General features: G+C 73.0%; 19 protein-coding genes. 8 read left to right on the top strand and 11 right to left on the bottom strand.

Annotated features, from left to right (window positions below; all coding sequences use genetic code 11):
* The first annotated feature begins 1 nt into the window (after position 1).
* The gene (locus N8J89_RS27915) at positions 2-1,363 is read left to right on the top strand and encodes an aminotransferase class I/II-fold pyridoxal phosphate-dependent enzyme (protein ID WP_283659977.1); all 1,362 of its coding nucleotides are present in this window, start codon (positions 2-4) and stop codon (positions 1,361-1,363) included.
* Between the two features lie 126 nt (positions 1,364-1,489).
* Positions 1,490-1,624, top strand: coding sequence for a hypothetical protein (locus N8J89_RS27910; RefSeq protein ID WP_283659976.1), 135 nt, complete (start codon positions 1,490-1,492; stop codon positions 1,622-1,624).
* A 114-nt stretch (positions 1,625-1,738) separates the two neighbouring features.
* Here the strand turns inward: N8J89_RS27910 and N8J89_RS27905 are convergent, their stop codons facing one another.
* From N8J89_RS27905 to N8J89_RS27890, 4 genes are read right to left on the bottom strand one after another with little or no spacing between them, the layout of a single operon-like run.
* Positions 1,739-3,007: a PA0049 family protein gene (locus tag N8J89_RS27905; protein ID WP_283659975.1), complete on the bottom strand. Its 1,269-nt coding sequence runs from the start codon at positions 3,005-3,007 to the stop codon at positions 1,739-1,741.
* A gap of 52 nt (positions 3,008-3,059) precedes the next feature.
* On the bottom strand, positions 3,060-4,385 hold the full coding sequence (locus N8J89_RS27900) for an MFS transporter (RefSeq protein WP_283659974.1): 1,326 nt from the start codon (positions 4,383-4,385) through the stop codon (positions 3,060-3,062).
* The gene (locus tag N8J89_RS27895; protein ID WP_283659973.1) at positions 4,382-5,320 is read right to left on the bottom strand and encodes a 5-oxoprolinase subunit C family protein; all 939 of its coding nucleotides are present in this window, start codon (positions 5,318-5,320) and stop codon (positions 4,382-4,384) included. The genes N8J89_RS27900 and N8J89_RS27895 overlap by 4 nt, the downstream gene beginning before the upstream one ends.
* On the bottom strand, positions 5,317-5,937 hold the full coding sequence (locus tag N8J89_RS27890) for a 5-oxoprolinase subunit B family protein (RefSeq protein ID WP_283659972.1): 621 nt from the start codon (positions 5,935-5,937) through the stop codon (positions 5,317-5,319). The genes N8J89_RS27895 and N8J89_RS27890 overlap by 4 nt, the downstream gene beginning before the upstream one ends.
* A 121-nt stretch (positions 5,938-6,058) precedes the next feature.
* Between N8J89_RS27890 and N8J89_RS27885 the strand changes: the two genes are divergently transcribed.
* Positions 6,059-6,757 (top strand): GntR family transcriptional regulator, encoded by a 699-nt coding sequence (locus N8J89_RS27885; protein WP_283659971.1) that lies wholly within the window; start codon positions 6,059-6,061, stop codon positions 6,755-6,757.
* Between the two features lie 27 nt (positions 6,758-6,784).
* Here N8J89_RS27885 and N8J89_RS27880 read toward each other — a convergent pair whose 3' ends face one another.
* Positions 6,785-10,570 (bottom strand): AAA family ATPase, encoded by a 3,786-nt coding sequence (locus N8J89_RS27880; RefSeq protein ID WP_283659970.1) that lies wholly within the window; start codon positions 10,568-10,570, stop codon positions 6,785-6,787.
* 165 nt (positions 10,571-10,735) lie between these two features.
* On the opposite strand from N8J89_RS27880, the gene N8J89_RS27875 reads away from it, so the two are divergent.
* A complete protein-coding gene (locus N8J89_RS27875; RefSeq protein ID WP_283659969.1) occupies positions 10,736-11,533 on the top strand; it encodes a Kelch repeat-containing protein in 798 nt (265 codons plus the stop codon).
* Positions 11,534-11,587: 54 nt separating this feature from the next.
* Here the strand turns inward: N8J89_RS27875 and N8J89_RS27870 are convergent, their stop codons facing one another.
* Together N8J89_RS27870 and N8J89_RS27865 are read right to left on the bottom strand one after the other, a co-directional pair.
* On the bottom strand, positions 11,588-12,106 hold the full coding sequence (locus N8J89_RS27870) for a lytic polysaccharide monooxygenase auxiliary activity family 9 protein (protein ID WP_283659968.1): 519 nt from the start codon (positions 12,104-12,106) through the stop codon (positions 11,588-11,590).
* A 185-nt stretch (positions 12,107-12,291) separates the two neighbouring features.
* Positions 12,292-12,996, bottom strand: coding sequence for an SDR family NAD(P)-dependent oxidoreductase (locus tag N8J89_RS27865; RefSeq protein WP_283659967.1), 705 nt, complete (start codon positions 12,994-12,996; stop codon positions 12,292-12,294).
* 131 nt (positions 12,997-13,127) lie between these two features.
* Between N8J89_RS27865 and N8J89_RS27860 the strand changes: the two genes are divergently transcribed.
* Positions 13,128-14,702, top strand: a complete 1,575-nt coding sequence (locus tag N8J89_RS27860; protein WP_283659966.1) for a deoxyguanosinetriphosphate triphosphohydrolase family protein — start codon at positions 13,128-13,130, stop codon at positions 14,700-14,702.
* A 4-nt stretch (positions 14,703-14,706) separates the two neighbouring features.
* Here the strand turns inward: N8J89_RS27860 and N8J89_RS27855 are convergent, their stop codons facing one another.
* The 3 genes from N8J89_RS27855 to N8J89_RS27845 all read right to left on the bottom strand — a co-directional run bounded on the left by N8J89_RS27855 (position 14,707) and on the right by N8J89_RS27845 (position 16,733).
* On the bottom strand, positions 14,707-15,126 hold the full coding sequence (locus tag N8J89_RS27855; protein WP_283659965.1) for a hypothetical protein: 420 nt from the start codon (positions 15,124-15,126) through the stop codon (positions 14,707-14,709).
* A gap of 66 nt (positions 15,127-15,192) precedes the next feature.
* Positions 15,193-15,747: a DUF3558 domain-containing protein gene (locus N8J89_RS27850; protein WP_283659964.1), complete on the bottom strand. Its 555-nt coding sequence runs from the start codon at positions 15,745-15,747 to the stop codon at positions 15,193-15,195.
* Positions 15,748-15,770: 23 nt separating this feature from the next.
* Complete coding sequence (locus N8J89_RS27845; protein WP_283659963.1) at positions 15,771-16,733, bottom strand: isopenicillin N synthase family dioxygenase; 963 nt, start codon at positions 16,731-16,733, stop codon at positions 15,771-15,773.
* 213 nt (positions 16,734-16,946) lie between these two features.
* Here N8J89_RS27845 and N8J89_RS27840 point away from each other — a divergent pair, with 213 nt between their 5' ends.
* The 3 genes from N8J89_RS27840 (at position 16,947) to N8J89_RS27830 (ending at position 21,096) form a co-directional block, all read left to right on the top strand.
* A complete protein-coding gene (locus tag N8J89_RS27840) occupies positions 16,947-19,748 on the top strand; it encodes a S8 family serine peptidase (protein WP_283659962.1) in 2,802 nt (933 codons plus the stop codon).
* A 74-nt stretch (positions 19,749-19,822) separates the two neighbouring features.
* Positions 19,823-20,428, top strand: coding sequence for a hypothetical protein (locus N8J89_RS27835; protein WP_283659961.1), 606 nt, complete (start codon positions 19,823-19,825; stop codon positions 20,426-20,428).
* Positions 20,425-21,096 (top strand): acVLRF1 family peptidyl-tRNA hydrolase, encoded by a 672-nt coding sequence (locus N8J89_RS27830; protein ID WP_283666263.1) that lies wholly within the window; start codon positions 20,425-20,427, stop codon positions 21,094-21,096. Before N8J89_RS27835 ends, N8J89_RS27830 begins: the two co-directional genes overlap by 4 nt.
* Here N8J89_RS27830 and N8J89_RS27825 read toward each other — a convergent pair.
* Positions 21,093-21,482, bottom strand: a complete 390-nt coding sequence (locus N8J89_RS27825) for a hypothetical protein (RefSeq protein ID WP_283659960.1) — start codon at positions 21,480-21,482, stop codon at positions 21,093-21,095. The two genes, N8J89_RS27830 and N8J89_RS27825, sit on opposite strands and share 4 nt — an antisense overlap.
* Between the last annotated feature and the right edge of the window lie 81 nt (positions 21,483-21,563).

Genomic DNA, 21,563 nt, shown 5'->3' with positions numbered 1-21,563 from the left:
CATGCACGCTGATCTGAGCCGGATTCTGTCGGTGGTGGAGGATGGGTCGGCCACGGGTATCGCCGCGGCGATCAACCGGCTGATCGGTTCGGGTGAGCTGGCCGTGGGCACCAGGCTGCCCACGGTGCGCGCGCTCGCCCAGGCCCTCGGGGTCAGCCCCACCACGGTCAACGAGGCCTGGCGCTCGCTGGCCAGGGTCGGCGCGATCGAGACCAAGGGCCGCAACGGCTCCTTCGTCACCGCCCGCACGCACAACGCCGAGCCCACCCGGTTCTGGCGGCTGGCCGGGGACACCGGGCGCTTCGCCCGCGACCTCTCCGCCGGGGTGCCCGACCAGGCGCTGCTGCCGCCGATCGGGCCCGCGCTGGCCCGCATCGACGGCCAGCCGCCGCTGTCGGGCTACCTGGACGCGCCGGTGCTGCCCGAGCTGGAGAAGCTGGTCCGCAAGGCCTGGGCGCCGGTGTGCGACCCGGAGACGCTGACCATCGTCAACGGCTCACTGGACGGCATCGACCGCCTGGTGGGCCAGCTGCTCCGCCTCGGCGACCGGGTGATCGTGGAGAACCCGACCTTCCCGCCGTTCCTGGACCTGCTGGACACCGTGGGCGCCAGCGCGCTGCCGGTGCCGGTGGACGAGGAGGGCATCCTGCCGGACGCGCTGGCCGCCCAGCTGCGCCGCGACCCCGCGGTGCTGCTGATGCAACCGCGCGCGCAGAACCCGACCGGGGTCAGCCTCACCCCGCGCCGCGCCGCCCAGCTGGTGGAGAAGCTGCGCGCGCACCCGGACGTGGTGGTCATCGAGGCCGACCACTCCGGTGACGTGGCACTGGCCGAGCCGGTCAGCTTCGCCGGCGAGCTGCCCGACCGGGTGGTCCGGGTGCAGAGCTTCTCCAAGTCGCACGGCCCCGACCTGCGGCTGGCCGCGCTGGGTGGCCCGGCCGCGATCGTGGAACCGCTGATCGGGCGACGGCACCTGGGCGCGGCCTGGTCCAGCCGGTTGCTGCAGGAGGTGCTGGTCGGCCTGCTCACCGACCCCGGCTGCGTCGCCGCGGTGGCCACCGCGCGCACCGTGTACGCCCGCCGCCGCGCCGCGCTCAAGGACGCGCTGGCCAGCCGCGGCATCCAGTCCACCGGCTGGGACGGGATCAACCTGTGGATCAACGTGGCCCGGGAGCGGGAAGCGCTAGTCACCCTGGCCGCACAGGGCATCGGCGCGGCCCCCGGCTCGCCGTTCCTGGTCGAGCCCACCGGCGGCGACCACCTGCGGGTGACCACCGCGACGCTGCCGGTGGAGGAGGCCGCCGCGGTCGCCGACGCACTGGCCGAGGCGGCCCGGCCGTACCCGCCGTACAGCCGGGTCTGAGCGCCTCCAGGGGCGCGGCAGCAAGCCCGGTCGGGCGCGGACCGCCGCCGCTCTGGCCAACCGGAGGCCGCGGCGGCGATCTTGGCGTCATGGAACATCCGGACCTGTCATCCGCCGGAGCCTGACGTGGGCGTGGACTTCGCCGACTGGCTCGCGCCGCTGGAGGTGACCGAGTTCAGCCGCAGCGTGCTCGGTCACCGGCCGCTGCTCACCCCGGCCAGCCCGCGCTGGCGGCCCGGCTGCGCGAGGCGCCGGGGCTGAGCAAGGCGGAGGCGCGGGACATGTTGGGGCTGCTGGAAAAGCGGCTGCTGCGCCGGGCATGAGAAGGCGGGCACCGGGATGTCCAGTGCCCGCCCAGCAGCCGTGCCGTCCGCCTCAGTCCAGGGTGCCGACCGCGACCTTCAGGATCTCGCGCGTCTGCGTCACGATGTCCGTCCGGTTCTTCTCCAGCACGGGGTCGGACACCTTGTCCTTGTTGTTCGGATCGAAGAACAGGACCGGCGTGTGCACGTGCCCGCCCGGCACCTGCGCCTTGACCGCGTCCCGCAGCAGCGTGGCCCGGTAGGCGATCTCGTTGGACAGGTAGGAACCGCCGCCACCGGCGCGGGCCACCGAACCCGGCGTCGGGCCGTCCGGCCGGGTCACCGGCTCGGTCTGCCCGGCCGGGATCTCGGTCACCGCGGTGCGGTCGTAGACCGGGAACTGCCCGGTGTTCGCCGCGGTGATCTCCTGGTACGGCAACGTGGTCGGCACGAACTCCGGCTGCGGCGTCACCGTCGGCACGCCCGCCGGGATCGGGATGCCGGCGGCCCGGTTCTCCCGGTTGTTGTCCAGGCCGGTGTGCCAGCGGCCGTTGTAGCGCTCGATGTCGAACTGCCCGGCCCTGCCCTGGCTCACCGTGGTGAACAGGTCCACCTGCCTGCGCCCGGAGGTGAAGTGCGGCAACAGGGTCCGCTCGACCATGCCGGCCTCGAACGGGGTCCACAGCACCGGGAACATCGCGGTCTCCACCCTGGCCCGCCCGGCCGGGGTGGTGATGTAGGTGCCGTCCAGGGCCAGCGCGGTCGCGCCGCTGGGGTTGGTGCGGCGGATGTCGCCGTCGAGCTGGAACGGATCGAACCCGGTCAGCACCACCCGCTTCACCCGCTCCCCAGCAGGCAGATCGATCGAGTCCTGGCCGCGGGAACCGGTCTCCAGCACGTCCACCAGCGCCTTGCGGTCGGCGGCGGAGAGGGTGAAGCCGGGCTGCCACTGGTGCAGCGCCCTGGTCAGCTGCAACCGGGCCCAGTACAGCGGCCGGTCGTCACCGCGGGAGAGGTCGCCCCCGGCCGGGCCCCGGCCCTGCACCCGGTCCACCGCGGCCCGCCACAGCTGCCTGCCCTGCACCTGCGCCAGCGCCTTGGCCGCGCGGACGGACCTGGTGCGGCACAACGACTTCTCGAAGGCCGGGCCGCGGCGGTCGAAGCCGCTGCGGGCCAGGACCTCCTGCGGCACCGCCTGGGTCAGGCGCTGTTCCTCCACCGGGATCGGCGCCGCGCGGTCGAAGCAGTTCGCCGGGGTCGCGGCCTCGGCGGCCACCGCGAGCGGGGCTGCGGCCAGCAGTGCGCCCACGGCCAGCGCACCGGTCAGGGTGCGTCGGATCAAGCTGTTCAACTGCCCTCCTGAAAGAGTTCCGCAGAAACCACGACTCACCCGATCAGGTGAGTGCGGGCTTGTCCAGAGGCGGTTCGGCGGCCAGTTCGGCCTTGCTCGTCTCCGGGGCGATGACCAGCGCGACCACGGTCAGCGCCAGCGCGACGGCCACGTACACGCCGATGGCCACCCAGCTGCCGAAGGACTGCAACAGTGCCACCGAGATCAGCGGCGCCAGCGCCCCGCCGAGCACCCCGGCCAGCTGGTAGCCCAGGCTGGCCCCGGTGTAGCGGAGCTTGGTGCTGAACAGCTCGGAGATGAACGCCGCCTGCGGGCCGAACATGGCCGCGTGCGTGACCAGCGCGACGATGGTGGCCAGGATGATCAACGCGGTGGAGCCGGTGGCCAGCAGCGGGAAGAAGGCGAACACCCACACCCCCGCGCCCACCGCGCCCGCCAGGTACACCGGGCGGCGGCCGTAGCGGTCCGACAGCGCGCCGAACAGCGGGATGAGCGCCAGCTGACAGGCCGAGGCGACCAGCACCGCGTTCAGCCCGACCTGCCGGTCCACCCCCACCGTGTCCTTGAGGTAGGTGAGGATGAACAGGGTGAAGGTGTAGAAGGCCACGTCGGTGCCGATGCGCGCGCCGATCGCGGTGAACAGCTCGCGCGGGTGCTCGCGGAAGACGTCGAACAGCGGCAGCTTGGCCTTGGCCTCGGTCTTCTCCACCTGGGTGAACAGCGGGCTCTCGGAGATGCTGCGGCGGATCCAGAAGCCGACCAGCACCAGCAGCCCGGAGAGCAGGAACGGCACCCGCCAGCCCCAGTCCAGGAACTGGGCCTCGGTCAGCGTCGCCGACATCACCCCCATCACCGCGGCGGCCAGCAGGTTCCCGGCCGGCACGCCGACCTGCGGCCAGCTCGCGTTGAGCCCGCGCTTGTCCGGCGCGCCGTGCTCCAGGGTCATCAGCACCGCGCCGCCCCACTCGCCCCCCAGGCCCAGGCCCTGCACGAACCGCAGGAACACCAGCACCACCGGGGCGGCCGCGCCGATCTGGGCGTGCGTGGGCAGCAGGCCGATGGCGAAGGTGGCCACGCCCATCAGCAGCAGCGTGATCACCAGGACGTTCTTGCGGCCCACCCGGTCACCGAAGTGCCCGAAGATGGCCCCGCCGACCGGCCGGGCGATGAAGCCCACCGCGTAGGTGGTGAAGGCGAGCAGGGTGCCGGTCAGCGGGTCCGAGCTGGGGAAGAACAGCTTCGGGAACACCAGCGCGGCGGCGGTGCCGTAGAGGAAGAAGTCGTACCACTCCAGTGAGGTGCCGATCAGGGTGGCCGCGATGACCTTGCGGCCGGACCGGGCGGTCGGCGTGGGCGCTGAGCTGCTCATCGGCGTGTCCTTTCGACGCACTGGAAACGGAGTCGTTGACCGGGTCTGGCCTGGGCCGCCTTGGGCAGATCCTCGTCCACCACCACCGCGATCACCGGATAGCCGCCGGTGACCGGGTGGTCGGCGAGGAAGAGCACCGGCTGCCCGTTCGGGGGAACCTGGAGCGCGCCGCCGACCATGCCCTCCGGCGGCAGCTCACCCTGCCGGGCCCTGGTCAGCCGGGGCCCGGCCAGCCGGACCCCGATCCGGTTGCTGGCCGGGGTGACCTGGTACGGGCCGGAGCACAGGGCGGAGGCGGCGTTCGCGGTGAACCAGTCCTGCCGGGGACCGAGCAGCACGCGCAGCACGGGTTCGGTGGAAAGTTCCGCGACCGGCGCGATGTCCACGATCGGGTCACCGGCGATCTCCCGGCCGACTGGGATCCGCATCCCTCGGACGAGTGGCTCGGGGCCGATGCCGGAGAGCAGGTCGCTGGCCCGGGAGCCGAGCACCGGCGGCAGGTCCAGGCCGCCGCGGACGGCGAGGTAGCTGCGCAGGCCGCGGACGGGGCGGCCGATGCGGACCGTGGTGCCCGCGGCGACGTAGAAGGGGGCATGCGCGGCGGCGGTGCGCGGGCGAGGGCGATCGGTGGCGGCCAGCGCTGCCGGGCCGCTCGCGGGGTGCGGTGGCGCGGTGGCCGAGCAGGGCGGGCCGAGCTGGATCTCCGCCGGGGCGCCGGTCAGCGCCACCCACGCGCCGCGGTGGAACCGCAGGTGCAGGCCGCCCAGCGTCAGTTCCAGTCCCGCGGCGGTCTCGGCGTTACCGACCAGGCGGTTGGCCAGTTTCAGCGCGGGCGCGTCCGCCGCGCCGGAGCGGCCGACGCCCATCGCGGCCAGCCCTGGCCGCCCCAGGTCCTGGACCAGGGTGAGCAGGCCGGGGTCGAGGACCTCGATCATGACGCCACCTCCTGGAAGCGCACCCTGGTGCCCGCGGTGAGCAGGCCGGGCCGGTCGCGGGCGGTGTCCCAGAGCACCAGGTCGGTGCGGCCCAGCAGGCGCCAGCCGCCGGGGCTGGAGCGCGGGTAGATGCCGACGAACTCATCCGCGATGGCCACCGCGCCCGCGGGCACGCTGGTGCGCGCGGTGTCCCGGCGCGGCACCCGCAGCGCCGGGTCGAGGCCGGTGACGTAGGCGAAGCCGGGGGCGAACCCGCAGAAGCTGACCGTGTAGTCCCCGGCCAGGTGGCGGCGCACCACCTCCGCGGCGGAGAGGCCGGTGAACGCGGCGACCTCGGCCAGGTCCGCGCCGTCGTAGCGCACCGGCACCTCGACCGTGCGGGCCGGAGCGCGCATCCCGGGCGGCGGGGCGTGCTGATCCAGGTGTTCGCGCAGGGCGGTGAAGGAGGTGGCCGCGGGGTCGAAGCGGACCAGCACGGTGCGCGCGGCGGGCACCAGCTCCAGCATCCCGGCCGGGGGTCGCTGGGTGAGCAGCGCGTGCAGGGCGTGCGCCGCCGCGCCGTCGCGCAGTTCCACCAGGGCCGCTGAACTGCCGAAACGCCGGATGTCGAGTTCCACGGTGCACCCCCGGTGTGGCTCAGGTCACGCTACGATGTGGTACGAGTCAACATAAGGATTGTTCAACAAAAGAACAAGACTCCTGTGCCATGATTTTCTTGAGCGCAACGAGGAGGTCACGGTGAGCGACGCGCCCCTGGCGGACCTGACGGCCGACCGCGAGCTGCTGGGTCGCAGCTCCACGGCCGAGCGGGTCGCGGGCATCCTGCGGGACCGGATCATCGCCGGGTTCTTCCAGCCCGGTGAACGGCTGTCCGAGGAGGCCATCGGTCAGGCGCTCGGCGTCTCGCGCAACACCCTGCGCGAGGCATTCCGCCTGCTCTCCCACGAACGCCTGCTGTCCCACCAGCTCAACCGCGGCGTCTTCGTGCGCACCCTGTCGGTGGCCGACGTGGTGGACCTCTACCGGGTCCGCCGGGTGGTCGAGTCCGCCGGCGTGCGCAACCTGCCCAACGCCCCCGCCAGCGGCCTGACCGCGCTGCGCGAGGCCGTCACCGAGGCTGATCGCGCCGCCACCGACCGCCGCTGGCGCGATGTCGGCACCGCGAACATGCGCTTCCACCAGGCGATCGTGGCCCTGGCCGACAGCGGCCGCCTGGACGAGCTGATGCGCCAGCTGCTCGCCGAGCTGCGCCTGGTCTTCCTGGTGATGAACGACCCCAAGGCCTTCCACGTCCCGTTCATGGCGGGCAACCGGGACATCCTGGAGCTGCTGGAAAAGGGCGAGGCCGACCGCGCCGAAGCCCTGCTGGTGTCCTATTTGGACGAAGCGGAGCAGACCCTGGTGCGCGCCTACGCCCCGCTGGTTCCCGGCCCCTGAGCGAGCACCGGAGCAGGCCCGCTCGCGTCAGGTCAGCGCCCGCACGAACGCCGAGCGCAACCGGTTGCCGTCGGCGATCACCTGCTGCACCACCACCTGCTTGCTCCGCGGATCCGCGCCCCGGCGCAGCAACTCCGGATCGGCCTGCCCGAAGTCCACCGGCCCGGTGACCCCGCGGAACAGGTTCGCCCCCGTGGTGGCGCGCAAGGCCGCGTACAGCTTGGCGCGGTCCGGCAGGTTGTGTTCGGTCCTGGCCCGTTCGATCGCGCTGAGCAACAGGTTCACCGCGTCGAAGGCCAGCATCACGTGGCCGTTGGGGCCGGAGCGGAATGCCTGCGCGGCCTCGCCCTGCTCCTTCTGCGCGTCGGCGTGCAGGGTGAAGAACTGCTCGGCCTCACTCGGCGGGTTGCCGCCGGTGATCCGCCGCCAGCCGTCCTCGGTGGGGCCCAGCGTGGTGAAGTACAACCGTCCGTCCACAAAGGACACTCGGCGGGGGCGCTGCTGCTCGTTGCCAGCCAGGTCGGTGTAGCCCGCGGTCTCCAGCTGGGACAGGTCGTCGGCGCCCAGCACCACGGTGTCCCGGTCGCAGTCGGACTCGTCCAGCTTCTCCATCAGCGTGGGCAGCTCGTTGGCGCGGCCGGAGTAGATCAGCAGCGGGGTGCGGCGGCGCTGGGCGGCCAGCTCGCACATCTCCTTGACCCTGGTGGCCAGCACGTTGCCGGTGTTGCTCTTGCCAGCCTCGTACGGCTGCTCGACCGGCTCGCCGAGTCCGCTGCGGCGGCGCAGCAGCTCCTGCAGGTAGTCGTCCTTGAGGTCGGCGCTGTAGCGGTCGTTCGGGTCGTGCAGCAGGAACGGCTGGCGGGTGCGCAGCCGGGGCTCGGTGGTGGCGAAGGTGATCGCGGCCTCGGCCTGCCGCTTGTTCGGCGGCGCGATCCGGAAGAAGAAGTCCTTGCCGGTGAAGGCGTTCCCGGTCGGCGCGGAGGCCACCATCGGGATGCCCTGCCAGTGGCCGATGGCCGAGCCGAGGATCTCCGCGGCCCGGATGGTGGAGTCCCGGGTCTGGCCCATGCCGCTGACCCCGATCACGGTCGGGTCGCTGTCCACCAACGACTGGATCTTCTCCGCGGTGTGCTGGGCGAACTCGGAGTTGCCGCCGAAGTTGGCCAGCACCAGGCGAAGCAGGAACGGCGGCTTGATGGTGGGGGTGTTGAACCGGTTCCAGGCCCGCTGGGCCAGGTAGGCCCCGCGCAGCTCGTTGACCCCCGCCGACAGGTCCCGGCGCGGGACCTCGTTGGCAGAGCTCAGCATCGAGGCCACCACGATGGTCAGGTAGGGCCGCCGCCGGTCGTCCGTGCTCGGCCGGTCGGCCTCCCGGCGCACCTGCGCGTTCTGCTCGGCGACCAGGCGACTCAGCTCGGCCACCTCGATGTCGTCCGGCAGGGTCTCGTTGGCGTTGTGCATGAAGTTGCCGACGCCGTCGGTGACCCCGTAGCACTCGCCCTGCGCGGACTTGGTCAGCATCAGGCTCGGGTCGAACACCGAGTCCAGCACCCGGCCCGGCGCGAAGACCCCGTCCCGGTCGCAGTGCACCAGCTGGTGCCGCAGGTAGATCCCGCCGTAGCCGAGCAGCAGCACCGCCACCGCGGCCACCGCGCTGCGCCGCAGCGTGTGCGGCGGCGGCCACACCGTCGGGTACGGGTGGCGGTCCTCGCCGGTGCTGTAGGGGGGCAGCGCCGGACCGGGTTCGGCGATGGAGTTGTCCTCGGCCAGCCGGACCTGGTTGCGGTAGAACGACATCTGGTCGGCCACCGCGGGCTGGCCGGCGGCGTCCAGGTTGCGGTAGGCGCGCAGCACGTCGTCGAAGAGCTCCGCGCTGCGCCGCACCGTGGAGGTGTTGGAGCGCAGCTTCCACACCGCGATCAGCAGCTCCTCCACCCGCCGCACCCTCGGCCAGTTCAACCGGCTGCGCAGCTGACGGCTGTGCCGCCAGCCCGGCGCCTCCGCGATCACCTCCAGGTCGGCCACCCACCGGCTGTCGCCCCTGGTCAGCCGGGAGGACAGGTGGCTGGCCACCACGTGCGTGTCGCCCAGGGCCAGCGCGTGGTAGAGCCGGTCGCCCTGACGGCCCAGCATCGTGTAGTGGTTGCGCAGCTCGCGGTGCACCTGCTCGTACGGGTACTCCGCGCCCGCGCCGTGGGCGAGCAGCTGCGCGCCGAGCAGGTCGCGCAGCAGCGGGTGCAGCACGATCCACCGGCCGTCAGCGCTGCGGTCGGCGAAGCTGTAGGTGGACAGCCGGCCCCAGATCTCCTCGGCGTCCCGGTCCGGCACCAGCCGCTGGATGGTGGCCAGGTCGAGCCTGCGCGGCGCGGCCAGCCGGGTCAGCAGCCTGCGGGTCTGCGCCCGCTCGGGCAGGTCGGAGCCGCGGAAGCGTTGCAGGAAGCGGACCAGCAGGTAGTCGCCGACCTTCTCATCCGGTTCGGCGGCGGCCTCCTCGCGCGGCACCCGCTGGGCGAAGACCGCGCGCACCGAGGGGATCACCCGGTCCCGCCGGTAGAGCCGGTCCACCACCTGGGTGGCCAGCCGGACCGCCAGCGGATGGCCCTTGGTCACCTCGTGCAGCTCGGCCACCAGGGCGGCGGAGCGGACCGTGGAGTCCCGGCTGCGGTTCCACTCGTGCAGGAACTGCCGGGTCTGGGCCAGGGTGAACGGCCGCAGCCGCACCGGCAGCACCGCGGCGGCGGCCGGGCCGTGGTTGGCCCGCGCCTGCTCGAAACGCTGCCGCCAGCCGTGGTAGCGGGCATGCGCGGCATCGGCCGGGTCCAGGTCGTCGCTGTCCGGCGGCGGGATGTCCTGCTGGTCGGGGGTGGCCTGCTTGGTGGCCACCACCAGCAGCGGCACCTCCGGGTTGCGCAGCTTGGCCTCGGCGAGCAGCTCCAGCAGGTCGCTGACCGGCGGCTCCGGCGTGGTGCGGCCGGGCGGGAACAGGTTGACCTCGAAGGGGGACAACAGGTCCGCCCCGTCGAGCAGCAGCACGCAGTTGACCCGGCGCCGCCGCCTGCGGTGACCCTTGTAGGCGCCGTCCAGGTCGGCCAGGAAGGCGGCCACCAGCAGCCGGTCCACCACCAGCCGGTCCCGGCGTTCCTCGCTGCGCAGCAGGTGCCAGACCTGGCCGATGACCTCGTCCACCTTGCAGCCCTTGGCCAGCCCGAGCACGCCCTCCCCGGCCACCTTCTCGTACCAGCGCCAGGTGGCGGCGAACCGGCGCGGCGCGAGCAGCCAGCGGATCCGCGGCGGAGCCACCACGGCCAGCGTGGTCAGCCAGCCCAGCAGCGGCCTGGCCAGCCGGGTGAGCCAGTGCGGGGCGGGGGCGGACTCGGCGATCGAGCCGACCACGTCGGCGATCCTGGGCAGTCCGGTGAGCCGGTGCGCGAGCAGCTGGCGGGCCCTGCGGTGCGGGTCGCCGTCCTCCTCCGGCTCGGCCGCGGTGCTCTGGGCCAGTCGCAGCAGCTCGTAGCGGGGCAGCCGCATCCGGCCGAAGTGCGCGTTCTGGTAGCGGCGGAGCTGCCCGAACACCGCGTCCAGGACGTCCCGGCAGGACTTGGAGCCGGTCTCGTCCAGGTCCACCCGCGCCAGCGGCACGTCCGGCCGGCAGCGCCGCTCCAGGTGGTCCAGCAGCGTGGTCTTGCCGCTACCGCCGGGCCCGTAGGCGACCACCAGCGGGAGCGGCCGCCGGGCCTTGCGGTCGATCAGCGAGGCCAGCAACGCGGCCGTGCTGTCCCGACCCACCAGGCCGAGGTCAGGCTCCAACGCCACCAGTGACACCCCCAGGAAGTCCTGCGCGGAAAGTGACCGCGTGGCCTACCACAGTAGTCAGCGTCCCCGACACCGGAGCGAGGTTGGTCGGATGCCCGCTGCCCGAAAGGGAGGACCTTGACCGGATCCGCCGTTCGGGTGGCTCCCGCCTGGCACCGTCATCGCATGGGAAGCGTCGCTGTTCTGGACTGCGCCGCGGGGGAGTGGACCAGCGCCGGCCCCCTGCCGTCCCCCCGTGCCTGGTGGGGTCATTCCGACGGGCTGCTCCGGCTGCCCGGCGGCGGGATCGTGGCCATCGGCGGCGAGGACGCCCGCCGCAGCGCCCGTGCCGAGGTCTACCGGTTCGACGAGGCAGACGGCGGCTGGACCGAGCTGGCGCCGCTGGCCACCGCGCGCCGCCGCAACTCCGCCACCGTGCTGGCCGACGGCCGGATCCTGGTCGCGGGCGGACTCACCGGGCCGAGGGAGTTCCCGGCGCTGGGCCTGGCCACCGCGGAGATCTTCGACCCGGCGACCGGGGCGTGGACACCGGCCGGGACCATGGCCGAGCCGCGGTTCTTCCACCACGCCACCCTGTTGCCGGATGGCCGGGTGCTGCTGGCCGGTGGCAGCACGACCCGCGCGGGCGGCTACACCGCGTTGCAGACCGCTGAGCTGTACGACCCGGACCGCGGGCTGTGGACCAGGACCGAGCACTACGACGCCGACGCGGGTCCGCGCATCCTGGCCGAGGCCAAGGAGGTCGGCCGCACCGGCGACCGCGCGCTGGCCATGGCCGACGGCAGCGTGCTGGTGGCCGGGACCGGGCGCAAGGCGGCGCTGCGGGTGGACCGCGCGCACTTCGGGCTGGCCGAGCTGGCCGGCGGCCGGGTGCTGGTCACCGGCGGGGTGCGCGCGGCGGCCGGGGAGGCGGTCCCGGCCTCGCTGACCGCCGCGACCGAGCTGTTCCGCTGCACGAGCTGACCGGTGCGGGCGCGGCGGCGGTCCCGTCTCCGTCGCCGCGCCCGCGTCACCGGGTCAGCTCACCTGCAGGTCGACACAGTTGTAGAAGGCCATCGCCGTGTCGTAGATGTTCCAGACGGCCAGCACCTTCTGGCGGCCCGAGTGGTTGCCCAGGTTCACGTTGTGCGAGACCGTGGCTCCCGGGGTGGCGCCGTTGTCGTTGAACGTGGCGACCTTGGTGCCGCCGACGTAGTACTCCCAGGTGGAAGTGCGGTGCCGGGCGGTCAGCCGCCAGTTGAAGGTGACGTTGCGGCCCACCGAGGTGGCCCGCCAGCCCTTGCTGTCGTTGTTCAGCTCGGCGAAGCGGCCCACGTTGCCGTGGCAGTTGCGCAGCCCCTTGGGGCCCTCCACGCTCTGCGGCTCGTACTTGATGTCACCACAGGAGACCGTGCCGGCGGCGCACTGCGCCTGGCGGCTCGGCGGGTTGGAGATGTAGCCGTGCGCGCTCGCCTCCGTGGCCGGCAGGGCGACCAACATGGCAGGCACCATGCCGATACCGGCGGCGGCCGCGACGAGCTTGCTTTTCACGCTCATGTCTCTCCTTCACAGGGTGGAGGCGACAGAACGGCAGATTCCGGTTGTCGGTCCCGCGAGGACCGTGGCGGCGGCGAAGTGGAATCAACGTTCGCCAAAGTGTGGTCTAGACCACGTCCATCTTGGCAAACGTTGGGATACGCCGGAATACGACAAATGGGTGAGAAGCCGGTGACTTGGCGTGGTTAGTTTGTTTCCAAAGTCCGGCCGTCCGGCCCTACCCGGATCTCCTCGGCCCCGCCGGCCAGCGCGTCCAGCATCCGGTCCACCACGTACTGCGGATCCGCGCCCCGGCCGATCCGGTTGGGCCGTCTGCCCGCGGCGGCGCGCTCGCCCATGCCGGTGTCCACGTGCGGCAGCTTCGCATCCAGCACGGTGACCCCGCGCGGCCGCTGCTCCTCGCGCACCGCGGCCAGCCAGGCCGAGAGCGCGGCCTTGCTCGCGGAGTAGGTGGCCAGCTCCGCGGCCGGCCGGTCGGCCTCCACGCCGGTGATCGCCGCGATCGCCGAACCCCGGTGCAGCACCGGCAACGCGGTGCGCAGGATGGCGATCGGGGCGAGGGTGTTGACCGCGAAGAGCTGTTCGGAGACCACGTCGTGGGTGTTCTCCGCGGTGCCGAAGGCCACGATGCCCGAGCACACCACCACGCCCTGGAGCCCGCCGAGCACCTGGTGGGCATCGCGCACCAGCCAGGGGCAGCCCTCCACGTCGTAGGCGTCGAAGCGCTTGTACTGGCAGCCGCCCAGCTCGCGGGCCAGCGCGATGAGTTTTCGGCGGTCACGTCCGGCCAGCGCGAGCTTCGCGCCCCGATCCGCCAGCCCACGGCTGACCCGGCCACCGAGGACACCGGTGGCACCCACCACGAGAATCCGCGCCCCGCTCAGCTCCATAGATCGAGAATCCGCCAAGAATTGACGAAATGCCAGGTCTGCAAGGCTGTTCGACCCGGTGAGCCCAGTCCGATCAGCCGCTGCGCCCATACGGCGGGGCGAACCGGCCACCGAGCGTCTACCGTCGTCGCATGCACGATCACGCCACCGACGCGCGAGCGCTCCGCCGCTCCGGGGACTCCGGGGCCGTCGCGGTGCCGCTGGACCTGGCCGCCAGCCCGTTCCGGGTGGACCGGGACCGGGTCGCGGCCAGCCCGTTCTTCGCCAGGCTCGGCGGCGTCACCCAGGTGATCAGCCCCTCCGGCTCGGGGCTGCTGGTGCACAACCGGCTCACGCACAGCATCAAGGTGGCCCAGGTGGCCCGCGCGATCGCCGAACGCCTGCGCCGCAACCCCTTCCACGCCGACCTGGTGGACAAGCTGGGCGGCTGCGACCCGGACGTGGTGGAGGCCGCCGCGCTCGCGCACGACCTGGGCCATCCGCCGTTCGGGCACCTCGGCGAGCAGGTGCTGGACCGGCTGGCCCGGCACCGCCTCGGCCTGCCGGACGGCTTCGAGGGCAACGCGCAGTCCTTCCGCATCGTCACCACCACCGACGTGCGCGGCCCGGCCGCGGTCGGCCTGGACCTGACGGTGGCGGTGCGCGCGGCGATGCTGAAGTACCCGTGGACCCGCCTGTCCCACCCCGACCCGCACCCGCGCACCATGGCCCAGCCGCCGCGCGGCGCGGGCGAACCCTCGGACGCGCCGGGCACCGGGTCGGCGAAGTTCTCCGTCTACGTCTCCGAGATCGACGACATGCTCCAGGCCCGGCTGCCCTTCCAGGGCCGCATCCCGGACTGGCAGCAGACCGTGGAAGCCTCGGTGATGGACACCGCCGACGACATCGCCTACGCCATCCACGACCTGGAGGACTTCCACCGGGTCGGCGTCCTGCAGCACGCCACGGTCGCCGCCGAGCTGGACGTCTGGCAGCGGGAGTGCGTGGAGCTGGCCGGGCTGAGCCGCCCCGACCTCCAGGCCCAGTCCCGCAGACCCGGCCGGTCCCTGGAGCTGCTGCGCCGCCGCCTGCACCTCAAGGACGGCTGGGTGGTCGACGACGAGGCCTTCGCCGCCGCGGTGGCCAGGGTGCGCCGGGACCTGGTCGACGGGCTGCTCTCCACCCCGTTCGACGGTTCGGTGGAGGCCGAGCAGCTGGTCGCCGACTTCTCGGCGCGCTGGACCGCCCGGCTGGTCGAGGGCGTCACCATGCTCGCCGAACCCAGCACCCGCACCGCGCACGTGGCCCTCGCACCCGACCAGTGGCACGAGGTGCAGGTGCTCAAGTTCGTGCACCACCGCTTCGTGCTGGGCCGCCCGGACCTGGCGCTGCACCAGCGCGGCCAGGCCCGGCTGCTGACCTCGCTGGTGGAGGCCCTCGACCAGTGGCTCAGCGACCGCTACGAGCGCTCCCGGCTGCCCAGGCGGCTCAACGACCTGGTGGAGCTGGCCCAGGAGGAGTACACCACCCTGGCCAGGACCCGGCCGCAGGTGCTGGCCGGGGCCACCGGCGAGCTGCCGGAGGGCCGGGACTCGTTGCGGCGGCTGGCCCGCGGCCGCGCGGTGGTGGACTTCGTCGCCTCGCTGACCGACTCGCAGGCGGTGGCCATGCTGGAGGCGCTGTCGGGCCGCACCGGGCAGCTCTGGACCGACGCTTTTGTGCTGTAGCGGCCTATTCCGCCAGTCCGCACAGCGAGTACCGCTTGCCGCTGACCTCGGCGACGGCGACCGTGCAGGTCCGGTGCACCGCGCCGGTGTCCCTGGCCACCTCGGCGGTGCGGGCGCTCAGCGAACCCGCGCCCTGTGCCGTCGCGGTGGCCAGCACGGTGAAACCGGCCGTGGGGTCACCGGCGGCGCGGCGCTGCAACTGCACCTCGAGCCGGTGCGCCGCGGTCCTGTCGCTGAAGACGAAGCTGCCGGAACCGGCCACGGTGTCCGCGGTGGCCAGGGTCTCCGCGCAGACCACGGCCCAGGTCTGGTTCGGGAAGTCGTCGTGGGTCAGGCATTCCCGGATCGGCGCGGCCGAGGCGGGCGCGGCCATCACCCCGGTGAGCGCTCCGGCAGCGAGCAGCAGCGCAGCGGTCTTGACCATGCGACCCCCCAGATCGTCGATGCGCCCACGATGGCAGAAACCGGTGGCACCGGACAAGATGCGGCCTCAACGGGCCCTGGTCAGCGCGGTGGCCAGCGCCGCCCCGGCCACCCGCTCGGTCTCCCGGCACAGCTCCTCCTCGCTGAAGGAGCCCTTGCTGGCGCTGCCCGTCACGCTCAGCGTCCGCCCCTCGGCCACGCTCACGTGCACCCCGCACGGCGCGCCGCGCCCTTCCAGGGAGCTGACCCTGGCCGCCGGGAACCCGGCGATGCCAACGAGTTTCGCCTTCGCGCTGGAGATGCCCAGCCAGCTCTCGATGCCGGCCCCCGCCCACGGGGTCACCACGAACCGGTAGCCGGGCGGGTCCACCACGAAGGCGCACCACGGGTCCTGCGAACCGTCGGCGGGACCGGGTTCGATCCGGGACACCCGCAGGTCGCTCTGCTGGGCCGAGGTGAGCAGCTCGCAGGGCGGCACGGTGTGCGCGGCCACCTCGCGCGGCCGCTGGGGTGGCGCGGTGGTCGGCGCCGGGCTGGACCCGCTGGTGGGCGCGGGCGCGCCGGTGCCGCAGGCCGACAGCAGACCGGTGACGGCCAGCGTGATCAACAACAGCGTGCGCATGGAACCCGCCTCCTCGCGGCCGGTCAGTCCATCGTGATGGCGTCCAGCTTCGCCCGCAGGTAGTCCGCGGCCCGCACCTCCGGGTAGGCCACCTTGCCGATCGGCGGTCCCAGCGAGGCGATCCGGGCCTCCGGATCGGTCTCGTAGAAGTAGATCAGCGAGATCAGCTCCTCATCCGGCGCGCTGGCATCCGGCGGCAGCACCCGGTGCCGGGTGGAGCGCCAGCGGTCGCCGGTCCAGCGGGCCAGCAGGTCGCCGATGTTGACCGTGAAGGCGGCCGGGTCGAACGGCGCGTTGACCCATTCGCCGTCCAGGGTGTGCACCTGGAGGCCGCCGACGCCGTGCTGGCGGTCCAGGATGGTGACCGTGCCGAAGTCGGTGTGCGCGCCGATCCGGAACTGGCCGGGCTGTGGACTGCCCACAGTGGACAGTGGCGGGTACCAGTTGATGTTCATGGTGTAGGACGGGTGCTGCCCGCGGCTGGTGAAGAAGTCCGGGGCCAGGTCGAGGGCCACCGCGCACACGGTGAGCAGCTCGTCGGCCAGGCGGCGCATGTGCCGCAGGTACTCCTCGGCCAGCTCCTGGAGCGCAGGCGCCTCGGCCGGCCAGACGTTGGGCGCGAACCACTCCCGGTCCAGCTCCGGGTTCCCGGTGGGCTGGTCCGCGCCGACGGAGTAGCTCTCCTTGAGGTCCGGCGGGGACTCCGCGCCCTCGGCGTAGGAGTTGGCCTCCGCGCCCGGCGGCAGCCAGCCGTGCTCGCCGACCTTGACCGCGTACCGCCGTTTGGTCTCCGCCCCGAGTGCGAAGAACTCCTTCGCGGCAGCCCGTACGTTGTCGCGGAGCTCCTCCGGCACGCCGTGTCCGGTGATGAGCAGGAATCCCGATCGCCGCAGGGCGTCGTCCACCTCCGCGGCCACCGCGCGGCGGCTCGCCGGATCACCCCGGAACCAGGGGGTGAGGTCGATGATCGGCACCGCGTCGCTCATGTTCGGACGGTAGCAGCAGCGCCTTCGGCCGTTGGGTGGAACTTTGCCGGCCGGTGTAACGGTGGGCATTTGTCAAACCTCTTATCCCACCCGTCGGTACTTCCCCCGAACGGCTGCTGACCAGGGGCAACCGTGACCGTACGTTTACCGATCACCGGGGATCCCGGTGATCGAGTCGCGTGTGTCGGGGCACGCACAACACGTGGAGGGCGCGTGCGATTACGGTTACGTCCATCCCGGCTGACCACCGTGCTGGTGGCCGGGGCGACCTGTCTGGCAGCGGCTCTGGGCGCCGTGACACCCGCCGTGGCGGCGCCCAGTGCCGCTGACGACGGGGGCCTGTCCGAGCGGACCGCGCGGCAGATCAACGTGCTGCAACGGGTGAAGGCTGCCCAGTCCAAGGCTGAGTCCAAAGTGGACAGTCGGCTGGTGGTGGAGCAGCGGCTGCGCCAGGACCGCTCGCTGCTGAGCGCGGCCCCCGAGCTCAACACCGGGATCGCGGTGGGCGGCAACGGATCCGTGCTGGTGGAGATCCGCGCCGACCGGGTGGGTGACGAGCTGGTCGCCGACGTGCGCAGGCACGGCGGCGTGCTCCGGCACGTCTCCCCGGCCACCCGCACCGTGCGCGCCGAGCTGCCGCTGTCCTCGCTGGCCAAGCTGGCCGCCCGCGGTGACGTCCGGCAGATCGAACCGGCCAGCGAGGCGATGACCGCCCGCGCCGGCGCGCCGAAGTCCGCTGAGACCAAGGAAGCCCGCGGCAAGCGGATCGCCGAGCAGGCCCGCGCCGCGCTGGCCGCCAAGCAGCAGCGCGCCGGGGTCGCCGCGGTCACCTCCGAGGGCGACCGGGCGCACAACGCGGACAACGCCCGCCGCGACTACAAGGTCACCGGCGTCGGCGCGAAGCTGTGCGCGATGTCCGACGGCGTGGACTCCCTGGCCGCCATGCGCACCCTGGGCGAACTGCCCGCGGTGGACGTGCTGGCCGGGCAGGAAGGCGACGGTGACGAGGGCACCGCGATGCTGGAGATCCTGCACGACGTCGCGCCCGGCGCCAGCCTCGGTTTCGCCACCGCCTTCAACGGCGACGCCAGCTTCGCCGACAACATCCGCAAGCTGCGCTTCGAGCTCAAGTGCGACGTGATCGTCGACGACGTGCTCTACTTCAACGAGTCGCCGTTCCAGGACGGCATCATCGCCCAGGCGGTCAACGACGTCACCGCCCACGGCGCGCTGTTCTTCTCCTCCGCGGGCAACGAGGGCAACCTCGCCGACGGCACCTCCGGGCACTGGGAGGGCAAGTTCGTCGACTCCGGCAAGGGAGTCGGCCGCTTCGTCGGCACCGCGCACGACTTCGACCCCGGCGCGGGCGTGCAGATCATCAACCCGATGTCGGCCGGCTCGAACGGCAAGCCGGTGACCCTGTTCTGGGCCGACCCGTTGCAGCGCTCCACCAACGACTACGACCTGTACCTGTTGGACGGCAACGGGAACGTGGTCGCGCTCAGCCAGGGCGTGCAGGACGGGCTGCAGGACCCCTACGAGCGGGTCAACACCACCGCGGGCGGCCAGCGGCTGGCCGTGGTGAAGTACCGCGGCGAGGACAAGTACCTGTCCCTGTCGGTGCTGCGCGGCCGGTTCAAGGACGCCGGTGAGCTCAAGGGCTTCGCCACCTCGGGAGTGACCCGTGGCCACTCCGCGGCCAAGGACGCCTTCAGCGTCGCCGCCGCCCCCGCCGCCAAGGCCTTCACCGGTGGCGAGGCGGGCGACCCGGCCAACCCGGCCGGTCCCTACCCGGGCTCCTTCGACGGCAGCTCCAAGCTGGAGCGCTTCAGCTCCGACGGCCCGCGCCGGGTGTTCTTCAACGCCGACGGCACCCCGGTCGCCTCGCCCGAGGGTGAGCTGCGGCAGAAGCCGGACCTGACCGCCGCCGACGGCGTGGTCACCAAGACCCCCGGTTTCAGCCCGTTCTACGGCACCTCGGCCGCCGCGCCGCACGCCGCCGCGATCGCCGGCCTGATCCTCTCCGGCAACCCCGGCCTGCCCGCCGCGGAGGTGCGGCAGGCGCTGACCAGCACCGCGGTGGACATCGGCGCGCCGGGCGTGGACAACCGCGCGGGCGCGGGCATCGTGCTCACCGACAAGGTGCTGGCGCACACCGGGGCCAGCCCGCAGCCGAGGGCCGTGGCCCAGTCGCCGACGGTCAGCCCGACCAGCGGTGACGGCGACGCGTTCCTGGAGCCGGGGGAGAGCGCCGCGCTGTTCCTGCCGGTGCTCAACAACGGCGACGGCACCGCCGCCTCGGTCAGCGTGGCGCTGACCGCGACCAGCCCCGGGGTGACCGTGGCGCCGCGCACCAAGAACTACGGCACCATCGAGGCCGGGCAGACCGGGCTCAACCAGTTCGCCATCACGGTGCCGGCCTCCCACCCGATCGGGGATCCGGTGGTGCTCTCGGCCAAGGTGACCTTCGCGGGTTCGCTGTCGCCGACCACCACCGCGCTGAACATCCCGATCGGCCGTCCCTCGCCGGTGGCCAAGAACTTCGCCTACGCCGGTGAGCCGGTGGCGATCCCGGACGGCGACTCCGCCGGGGTCACCGTCACCATCCCGGTGACCGGCGCAGGCAGGCCGTCCAAGGTCACCTTCTCCCTGGACGGCACCGACTGCTCCGCGGCGGAGGGCTCCACCACCGCGGGCATCAGCCACACCTACGTCGGTGACCTGGCAGGCACGCTGACCTCGCCGTCGGGCCAGGTCCTCACCCTGTTCCAGCGGCAGGGCGGCGGCGGCAACAACCTCTGCCAGGTGGTCTTCGACGACGGCGCGGCCCAGCCGTTCAGCGGCGTCACCGCAGCTCAGGCGCCGTTCACCGGCACCTGGCGGCCGGTGGCCCCGCTGGCGCCCACGCTGCGCGGCACCGCTGACGGCAACTGGACGCTGAAGGTGGTGGACAACGTCCGCACCGACGCCGGCCACCTGCGGAACGTCTCGCTGCACATCAACGGCTACGAGTGACCCTCGGTTGAACACCGGCGCCCCGGAGTGACCCAGTCGTCGCTCCGGGGCGCCGTCGTTCTAGTGTTGCGATCGTGACCGGCTCGCAACCTGCTCCCGTCGCCCCCGCGGAGGTGGTGCCGGTGCCCCGCGCGCCAGAGGACGTGCTGGCCGATGTGGCCGCCGCGGTGCTCGGTCCGGGCCGGCACCTGAGCGTTGACCTGATGGACCTGCTCGACGGGGTGGTCCGCGGCCCGGTGGACGCGGTGCGCGCCAACGACGACCTGCTGCCCAGGCTGGCGCACGAGAACGCGCTGGACACCGTGCTCAACCAGATCCGCAGGCTGCTGCGCCCCGGCGGCGTGCTGGTGGCCGCGGTGCCCGAGCTGGCCAAGCTCGGCGTGCTGCGACCGACCGCGCCCCCGCCGCGGGTCACCGGCTCCGGCCCGGACCGCCAGGTCACCGTGCAGCTGTGGGACTGGGCCGAGGACGGCGGTTCCTACGGCCTGGACGTGGTGCAGCTGGTGCGCAGCGCCGAGGGCTGGGCGGTGGCCGGCGCGGTGTCCACCCACCACCGGGTGCTCTCGGTGGAGGAGGTCGCCGAGGCGCTGACCAACGCCGGTTTCGCCGCCGTGCAGTGCCTGTCCCCAGCGGAAAGCGGTCACCCCCTGCCGCTGTGCGTCGCACTGGCCCCGCGATGAGCCGGGTCCGCCAGGTCGCGGGCGGCGGCCGCGCCGTCGAGGTCGAACCCGAACGCCTGCAAGGCTTCCTGGACCGCTTCGCCACCCGCCACCAGGGCGTCACCGAGTCCCGCCTCGGCCCAACCCACGCGGTGTTCACCGCCGCGGACGGCGCGAAAGCCGAGCTGGACATCCCCTTCGGCGGCCTGCCCGGCGAGCAGGTGACCACCCCCGGTCTGCACCTGGACCCCCTGCTGCCGCACCTGTTGCGCCCGCGCCGGATCGCGCTGGTGCTGGTCCGCCTGGGCGGCCACAGCCTCGGCGTGGCCGAGGGCGGCAAGGTGGTGCTCTCCACCACCGACCGCCGCCAGGTGCACGGCCGCAACAAGGCAGGCGGCTGGTCCCAGCAGCGCTTCGCCCGCCGCCGCGAGGGCCAGGCCAGGGTCGCCTTGCAGGCCGCGGCCGACGACGTGTTCCGGGTGCTGGTGCCCCAACTGTCCACTGTGGACGCCGTGGTGCTCGGCGGCGACCGCTCCGCGCTGGCCGAGCTGCGCGCCGACCGGCGGATCGCGGCGCTGATGAACCGGGCCGAGGAACGGGTGCTGGACGTGCCCGAACCCCGCCGCACGGTGCTGGACGAGGCCGCGCTGCGCGCCCGCTGCGTCGACGTGGTGGTGACCGAGCCCTAGCCGGGACCCGCGGTGACCTGGAGCTCGTACGGCCGGTAGTCGTGGTCCGGATCGCTGGCCTGGAACCCCGCGGAAGTGAGGATCGCGAGCATCGCCTGCTGCATCGCCTCCAGCACGTCGCCCTGCCGGGTCAGCACCGGGTCGTCCAGCCGCCCCTCGTTGACACAGTCCGCCGCCGCGTCCGCCATCCGCGGATGGGTGTGCCAGTCGACCCACACACCGCCGGCCTCGTCGTCGGCGGGTTCCACCTCCACCCGGACACCCACCCGCAGTCCGGGCGCGAGGTCGCCGGTGATCGGCAGCCCGGCCTCGGCGAGCGTGTCGCGCACGTCGTCGGCCAGGTTGCGCAGCTCGCGGAGCCGGGCCTCGGTCACCTTCGGCAGCATGCCGCGATCCTAGGCTGTGTCGTCACAACCCCGCCCGCGGTAGCCGCGCCGGTTCACGACTCCCGCAGACAGGGCTTTGAC

Source organism: Crossiella sp. CA-258035 (genome assembly GCF_030064675.1).
In the GTDB taxonomy this organism is placed as follows: Bacteria; Actinomycetota; Actinomycetes; order Mycobacteriales; family Pseudonocardiaceae; genus Crossiella.
The sequence above is the reverse complement of the archived record's forward strand: the minus strand, read 5'-3'. Positions and strand labels throughout refer to the sequence as shown.

What these genes read in the sequence shown, in the direction of transcription:
- N8J89_RS27875 (WP_283659969.1), top strand. Translation starts at nt 10,736, where the DNA reads ATGGGAAGCGTCGCTGTTCTGGACTGCGCCGCGGGGGAGTGGACCAGC.
- N8J89_RS27870 (WP_283659968.1), bottom strand. Translation starts at nt 12,106, where the DNA reads ATGAGCGTGAAAAGCAAGCTCGTCGCGGCCGCCGCCGGTATCGGCATG.
- N8J89_RS27865 (WP_283659967.1), bottom strand. Translation starts at nt 12,996, where the DNA reads ATGGAGCTGAGCGGGGCGCGGATTCTCGTGGTGGGTGCCACCGGTGTC.
- N8J89_RS27900 (WP_283659974.1), bottom strand. Translation starts at nt 4,385, where the DNA reads ATGAGCAGCTCAGCGCCCACGCCGACCGCCCGGTCCGGCCGCAAGGTC.
- N8J89_RS27825 (WP_283659960.1), bottom strand. Translation starts at nt 21,482, where the DNA reads ATGCTGCCGAAGGTGACCGAGGCCCGGCTCCGCGAGCTGCGCAACCTG.
- N8J89_RS27855 (WP_283659965.1), bottom strand. Translation starts at nt 15,126, where the DNA reads ATGGTCAAGACCGCTGCGCTGCTGCTCGCTGCCGGAGCGCTCACCGGG.
- N8J89_RS27845 (WP_283659963.1), bottom strand. Translation starts at nt 16,733, where the DNA reads ATGAGCGACGCGGTGCCGATCATCGACCTCACCCCCTGGTTCCGGGGT.
- N8J89_RS27850 (WP_283659964.1), bottom strand. Translation starts at nt 15,747, where the DNA reads ATGCGCACGCTGTTGTTGATCACGCTGGCCGTCACCGGTCTGCTGTCG.
- N8J89_RS27915 (WP_283659977.1), top strand. Translation starts at nt 2, where the DNA reads ATGCACGCTGATCTGAGCCGGATTCTGTCGGTGGTGGAGGATGGGTCG.
- N8J89_RS27830 (WP_283666263.1), top strand. Translation starts at nt 20,425, where the DNA reads ATGAGCCGGGTCCGCCAGGTCGCGGGCGGCGGCCGCGCCGTCGAGGTC.
- N8J89_RS27895 (WP_283659973.1), bottom strand. Translation starts at nt 5,320, where the DNA reads ATGATCGAGGTCCTCGACCCCGGCCTGCTCACCCTGGTCCAGGACCTG.
- N8J89_RS27860 (WP_283659966.1), top strand. Translation starts at nt 13,128, where the DNA reads ATGCACGATCACGCCACCGACGCGCGAGCGCTCCGCCGCTCCGGGGAC.